The 6,110-nt window shown below is 51.9% G+C and carries 6 protein-coding genes; 4 read left to right on the forward strand and 2 right to left on the reverse strand.

Features of this window, described 5'->3' with window-relative positions; translation table 11 throughout:
- The first annotated feature begins 6 nt into the window (after window positions 1-6).
- From nfi to D6C13_RS23760, 4 genes are all read left to right on the forward strand, one after another.
- Entirely contained in the window at window positions 7-687 is a 681-nt protein-coding gene (gene nfi / locus D6C13_RS23745; protein WP_120135126.1) for a deoxyribonuclease V, read from the forward strand.
- Window positions 688-757: 70 nt separating this feature from the next.
- The gene (locus D6C13_RS23750) at window positions 758-1,348 is read left to right on the forward strand and encodes a YjaG family protein (RefSeq protein WP_095924297.1); all 591 of its coding nucleotides are present in this window, start codon (window positions 758-760) and stop codon (window positions 1,346-1,348) included.
- 190 nt (window positions 1,349-1,538) lie between these two features.
- Window positions 1,539-1,811, forward strand: a complete 273-nt coding sequence (gene hupA, locus D6C13_RS23755; RefSeq protein WP_013577396.1) for a nucleoid-associated protein HU-alpha — start codon at window positions 1,539-1,541, stop codon at window positions 1,809-1,811.
- An 18-nt stretch (window positions 1,812-1,829) separates the two neighbouring features.
- Window positions 1,830-2,516, forward strand: coding sequence for a DUF1481 domain-containing protein (locus D6C13_RS23760; RefSeq protein ID WP_244212776.1), 687 nt, complete (start codon window positions 1,830-1,832; stop codon window positions 2,514-2,516).
- A gap of 65 nt (window positions 2,517-2,581) precedes the next feature.
- Here D6C13_RS23760 and purD read toward each other — a convergent pair whose 3' ends face one another.
- Both purD and purH read right to left on the reverse strand, forming a co-directional pair.
- Window positions 2,582-3,871, reverse strand: coding sequence for a phosphoribosylamine--glycine ligase (gene purD / locus D6C13_RS23765; RefSeq protein ID WP_120135127.1), 1,290 nt, complete (start codon window positions 3,869-3,871; stop codon window positions 2,582-2,584).
- A 46-nt stretch (window positions 3,872-3,917) separates the two neighbouring features.
- Window positions 3,918-5,507: a bifunctional phosphoribosylaminoimidazolecarboxamide formyltransferase/IMP cyclohydrolase gene (gene purH, locus D6C13_RS23770; RefSeq protein WP_120135128.1), complete on the reverse strand. Its 1,590-nt coding sequence runs from the start codon at window positions 5,505-5,507 to the stop codon at window positions 3,918-3,920.
- Window positions 5,508-6,110: the final 603 nt, after the last annotated feature.

The following is a 6,110-nucleotide window of genomic DNA, read 5'->3' on the forward strand; positions in this document are numbered from 1 at the left end:
TGCGTTATGATCGACACCCGCGCGCTACGTGAAGAACAGCGGATCCTCGCAGATCAAATCGAACTGCTGGATCCGCCTGAATTCACCACGCCTTCGTTGATTGCCGGTGTGGATGTCGGGTTTGAGCAGGGCGGGGAAGTCACGCGCGCGGCGGTTGCTGTTCTGCGCTACCCGACGCTGGAACTGGTTGAATATCAGATAGCCCGCATTCCTACCGTGATGCCTTATATCCCCGGCTTTCTCTCCTTCCGTGAACTTCCTGCGCTGTTACAAGCCTGGCAGCAACTCACATCGCATCCTGATCTGGTTCTGGTCGACGGACAGGGGATCGCGCATCCGCGCCGTCTCGGCGTCGCCAGTCATTTTGGTCTGATGATTGACGTACCAACCATCGGGGTGGCGAAAAGCCGTTTATGCGGTCAGTTTTTGCCGCTGGGCGATGAACTTCACAGCCAGCAGGCACTCTATGAGGGTGATGAACAGATTGGCTGGGTGTGGCGCAGCAAGCTACGCTGTAATCCATTGTTCATCTCGCCGGGCAATCGGATCAGCATGGAATCGTCGCTTTATTGGGTGCAACAGTGCATGCGGCAATATCGTCTGCCGGAACCTACCCGTTGGGCGGATTCTGTGGCATCAAACCGGGCGGCGTTTCAACGCTGGCAACGGTTGAGTGATGATCTTTAGGAATCAAGGAATAGGGATATTGATTTATTTCAGGTAAACTCCCGCGCAGAAAAGTTAACGAGATCAACTCATGTTACGTAATCCAATTCATTTACGTCTCGAAAAGCTGGAAAGCTGGCAACACGTGACGTTTATGGCGAGCTTGTGCGAACGCATGTACCCGAACTATCAGGCATTTTGTCTGGAAACCGGGTTTGGCGAAGCACAGCTTTACCGCCGTATCCTGGACTTAATCTGGGAAACGCTGGTGGTAAAAGACGCCAAGGTCAATTTTGACTCACAGCTTGAAAAACTGGAGGAGGCGGTGCCTTCTTCCGATGATTACGATCTCTACGGGGTTTATCCGGCGATTGATGCGTGTATTGCATTAGGCGAACTGATTCATTCGCGTCTGAGCGGTGAAACGCTGTCTCATGCGATTGCGGTCAGTGAGACGTCTATTCGTACTGTCGCGATGCTGGAAATGACTCAGGCCGGTAAAGAAATGACCGACGAAGAGCTCAAAGTCATTCCTGCCGTGGAAGAAGAATGGGACATCCAATGGGAGATTTTTCGCCTGTTGGCTGACTGTGAAGAACGTGACCTGGAATTAATAAAAGGGTTACGTTCTGACCTGCGTGAAGCCGCTGTCAGTAACATTGGCATAAATTTAGCGCAATAAGGCAAGAAAACGTGATTTAACGCCTGATTTGTCGTGCCTTAAGGCTTCACATCCGCACCCTGTCTGGTCTACATTTGGGGTGCGTAAAAAAAGTGGCTATCGGTGCGTGTATGCAGGAGGGTGCTGTCAATCGGCATATCCGTCGCACTCGATGCTTTGCAAACGATAAACACACTGTAAAGGATAACTTATGAACAAGACTCAACTGATTGATGTAATTGCGGACAAAGCTGATCTTTCCAAAGCACAGGCCAAAGTTGCTCTTGAATCTACTCTGTCTGCTATTACCGAGTCTCTGAAAGAAGGTGATGCTGTACAATTGGTTGGTTTCGGGACTTTCAAGGTAAATCATCGTAACGAGCGTACTGGTCGTAACCCACAGACTGGTAAAGAAATCAAAATCGCAGCTGCAAACGTACCTGCGTTCGTTTCTGGTAAAGCTCTGAAAGACGCTGTTAAGTAATTGCTTGCAGTGAAAAGAATAAGCGGAGGGGCCTTTAAGCCCCTTCAGTTTATCACCCCCAGACTGGTAGCAGGTTTACTGGTGCTCGGTCTGGTGGGTTGCAGTTCAAAAAAAGGTCCAGAGCTATTCTTTGCCAGCGGCTATGTTGCTGATCAGGGAATCAACCGGCTCTGGCGTGAAGATACCGCCAGCCACGAGCCCCAAACCATTCTCAACGTCTATAGCCCCTATCATGGCGGCGATACGATCATTACCCGTTACGAATTCCAGCAGGGGCAATTGCACCTAATCAAAGAAACCCATGCGACCAAAACAGATTTGGGCGTCATGCTGCGTTTTGATGAAGGCGGTAATGTCAGCTTTATGCAGAGACAGCTTCCTGAGCGCCGTGAAAAACTCTCGTCAGACGAAATCGAACGCTACAAATATGAAGCATCGAAAACCCTCGATCTGAGCAATGCGCTACAGGCAGGGAACGTCCGTCTGGTACAGGCCCGCTGGCGCAAAGGTATCATTACGACTTGTGCGGGCGAACAAGTGACGCCGACACTGACCGTGCGTTCTCAGGTCTGGCTGGCGAAACGGGCCAGTCGCAGTAACGATAACTTAGGGTTAGCCTGGCTGACCGCACCGCAAGGCAACGAACTGCTGCTGGTCGCGAATGAAGATTTCTGTAAATGGGAACCGAAAGAGTCAGATCTCTGATCCCGTTTTGATAAAAGAAAAGGCACGCCGAAGCGTGCCTTATTTGAAAATGGGACAGGACATAATTACTGATTACGTTCGCGGTCGATAGCACGATAACCGATATCTTTGCGGCAGAAGCTGCCTTCCCAGTGAATATCTTTTGCTAAATCATAAGCGCGTGCCTGAGCCGCTTCCACGGTTTTACCCAATGCCGTCACACACAATACGCGGCCGCCATTCGTCACCACCCGCTCATCCTGCAAACGGGTTCCTGCCTGGAAGACTTTGCCATCCGGCACTTCTTCCAGCGGCAGACCGTGGATAATGTCTCCGGTTTTGTAATCGGCAGGATAGCCACCGGCAGCGAGCACGACACCCAGCGCCGGGCGCGGATCCCATTCAGATGTTTTCTCACCCAGGCGACCTTCAGCACCCGCGAGGCAAAGATCCACAAGATCTGAACGCAGGCGCAACATGATCGGCTGAGTTTCCGGATCGCCGAAACGGCAGTTGAACTCGATAACTTTTGGCTGGCCGTCAGCGGAGATCATCAGACCGGCATACAGGAAACCGGTGTAAGTATTGTTTTCTGCCGCCATACCGCGAACGGTCGGCCAGATAACCTGATCCATCACGCGCTGGTGAACCTCATCGGTTACTACTGGCGCCGGGGAATACGCGCCCATCCCGCCGGTATTCGGACCGCTGTCGCCGTCACCTACACGTTTGTGATCCTGACTCGTCGCCATCGGCAGAACATTAGTGCCGTCGACCATCACGATGAAACTGGCTTCTTCGCCATCGAGGAATTCTTCGATAACAATGCGATGGCCTGCATCACCAAAAGCATTACCTGCCAGCATGTCGTGAACAGCGTCTTCCGCTTCTTTCAGTGTCATCGCCACAATGACCCCTTTACCTGCTGCCAGACCGTCGGCCTTGATAACAATCGGCGCGCCTTTGCTGCGCAGATAGGCCAGTGCAGGTTCGATTTCGGTGAAGTTCTGATAATCAGCGCTTGGAATGTTATGGCGAGCCAGGAAATCTTTAGTGAAGGCTTTGGAGCCTTCCAGCTGCGCGGCTTCCTGCGTCGGGCCAAAGATTTTCAGACCGGCAGCACGGAAAGCATCTACCACACCAATCACCAGCGGCGCTTCTGGGCCAACAATGGTCAGGCCGATATCATTACTTTTAGCGAATGCCAGCAAACCGGCGATATCCGTTGCGGCGATATCCACGTTTTCCAGCAACGGCTCAAGCGCAGTACCGGCATTACCCGGTGCAACAAAGACTTTATCTGCCAGAGATGACTGCGATGCCTTCCATGCCAGTGCATGTTCACGCCCGCCGTTACCGATTATTAAAATATTCATTCGAAGACTCCGGATGAGCGGGCGCATCGCACCCGCTTAAAGAAAATTAATGACGGAAGTGGCGCATGTCGGTGAACAGCATCGCAATGCCATGTTCGTTAGCCGCGGCGATCACTTCATCGTCACGGATAGAACCGCCAGGCTGGATAACACAGGTAATGCCCACGGCTGCTGCGGCATCGATACCGTCGCGAAACGGGAAGAAGGCGTCAGAGGCCATGACAGAACCGGCAACTTCCAGACCTTCATCGGCCGCTTTGATACCGGCAATTTTGGCGGAGTATACACGGCTCATCTGGCCAGCGCCGATCCCGATGGTCATTTTGTCACGTGCATAAACGATGGCGTTGGATTTGACGAATTTTGCCACTTTCCAGCAGAACAGCGCATCTGTCAGTTCCTGCTCAGTTGGCTGGCGCTCAGAGACAACGCGCAGATCTGCCGCGTCAACCATACCCAAATCGCGATCCTGAACCAGCAGGCCGCCGTTAACACGTTTGAAGTCCAGGGCTTTCTGGCGACCTTTCCATTGTCCGCACGTCAGCACGCGAACGTTTTGTTTGGCAGCGATCAGTGCCAGTGCTTCGGCGCTCACGGAAGGCGCGATGATGACTTCCACGAACTGACGGCTGATGATGGCTTTTGCCGTTTCGGCATCCAGTTCACGGTTGAAGGCAATGATGCCGCCAAAAGCGGAGGTCGGGTCAGTCTGATAGGCGCGCTCGTAAGCGGCCAGAATGTTGTCGCCGATGGCTACGCCGCACGGGTTTGCATGTTTAACGATGACGCAGGCCGGTTCTGCAAATTCCTTCACACATTCCAGCGCGGCATCGGTATCCGCAATGTTGTTATAGGAAAGCGCCTTGCCCTGAAGCTGGGTAGAAGTAGCAACCGAAGCTTCGCTGACGTTCTCTTCTATATAGAAGGCGGCGTTCTGATGGCTGTTCTCGCCATAACGCATATCTTGTTTCTTTATATAGCTAAGATTTAATGTGCGCGGGAACTGTCCTGAAGCAGATTCGGTATCGCCGTGGTATGCCGGAACCATCGTGCCGAAGTAGTTGGCGATCATGCCGTCGTAAGAGGCAGTGTGCTCGAAGGCTTTAATCGCCAGATTGAAACGGGTTGCCAGCGTCAGCGAGCTGCCATTGGCATCCATCTCTTCAATAATAGAAGCGTAGTCACTGCTCTTTACTACGATGGCTACGTCTTTATGGTTCTTCGCCGCAGAGCGAACCATCGTCGGGCCGCCGATATCAATGTTTTCTACCGCATCTTCCAGTGAACAGTCCGGGCGCGCGACGGTTTGTGCGAACGGATAAAGGTTAACGACCACCATGTCGATTGGCGCAATAGAATGTTGCGCCATAATTTCATCATCTTTCCCGCGACGACCAAGGATGCCGCCGTGAACTTTCGGGTGCAGGGTTTTGACGCGTCCATCCATCATTTCCGGAAAACCGGTGTAGTCAGACACTTCAGTGACTGGCAGGCCGGCTTTAGCCAACAGGCTGGCGGTTCCGCCAGTGGAAAGTAATTCAACGCCACGCGAAGAAAGGGCCTGGGCGAATTCTAAGATACCGGCTTTGTCAGAAACACTGAGCAGGGCGCGGCGGATTGGACGAGATTGTTGCATGGTGGTTGTATCCTTGGCTTTGGAGTCGCAGTAAAGAGCGTTATCGGAGTTCAGTGACGGTTTTCTTCTCTTTCTCTTTATATAGAGCAAATTATAGAGAGCAATTTGCAGAAAACGTGGTGCTGAGCTCGGATAACTTCCCTCCGGCGACCGGTATTTCATTTATTACCCATAAAGGGCGGCGAAAACTGACGCGCGAAATTGTAGCGAAAACGATTGCGCGACGCTCGCAAAATTTGAGATTCCTGTGCGTCTGTGGATAAATCTGTGCAAAACACGGTATAAGCAGTGTGTTTGCTGTGTAATGCAGCAAACGATGTTTTTTCTTAAAATTAGCCCTTGCGGCCTGCTGAGAACTCCCTATAATGCCGCTCCATCGACAGGGAACAACGTGAACAACATCACGAAGTGACCGGGTCGGAAAGATTAAAAACAGCGGCAACCGAATGAAATAAACGGTTGACACTGAATGAGGAAAGCGTAATATACGCCCCTCGAGTTAGCAAGCGAAAGCGCGTAACTCACTGCTCTTTAACAATTTATCAGACAATCTGTGTGGGCACTCACAAGACGATATCAGCCACCTCGGTGGCAAAAAATATC

Origin of the sequence: Rahnella woolbedingensis (genome assembly GCF_003602095.1) — a bacterium.
Classification (GTDB): Bacteria; Pseudomonadota; Gammaproteobacteria; order Enterobacterales; family Enterobacteriaceae; genus Rahnella; species Rahnella woolbedingensis.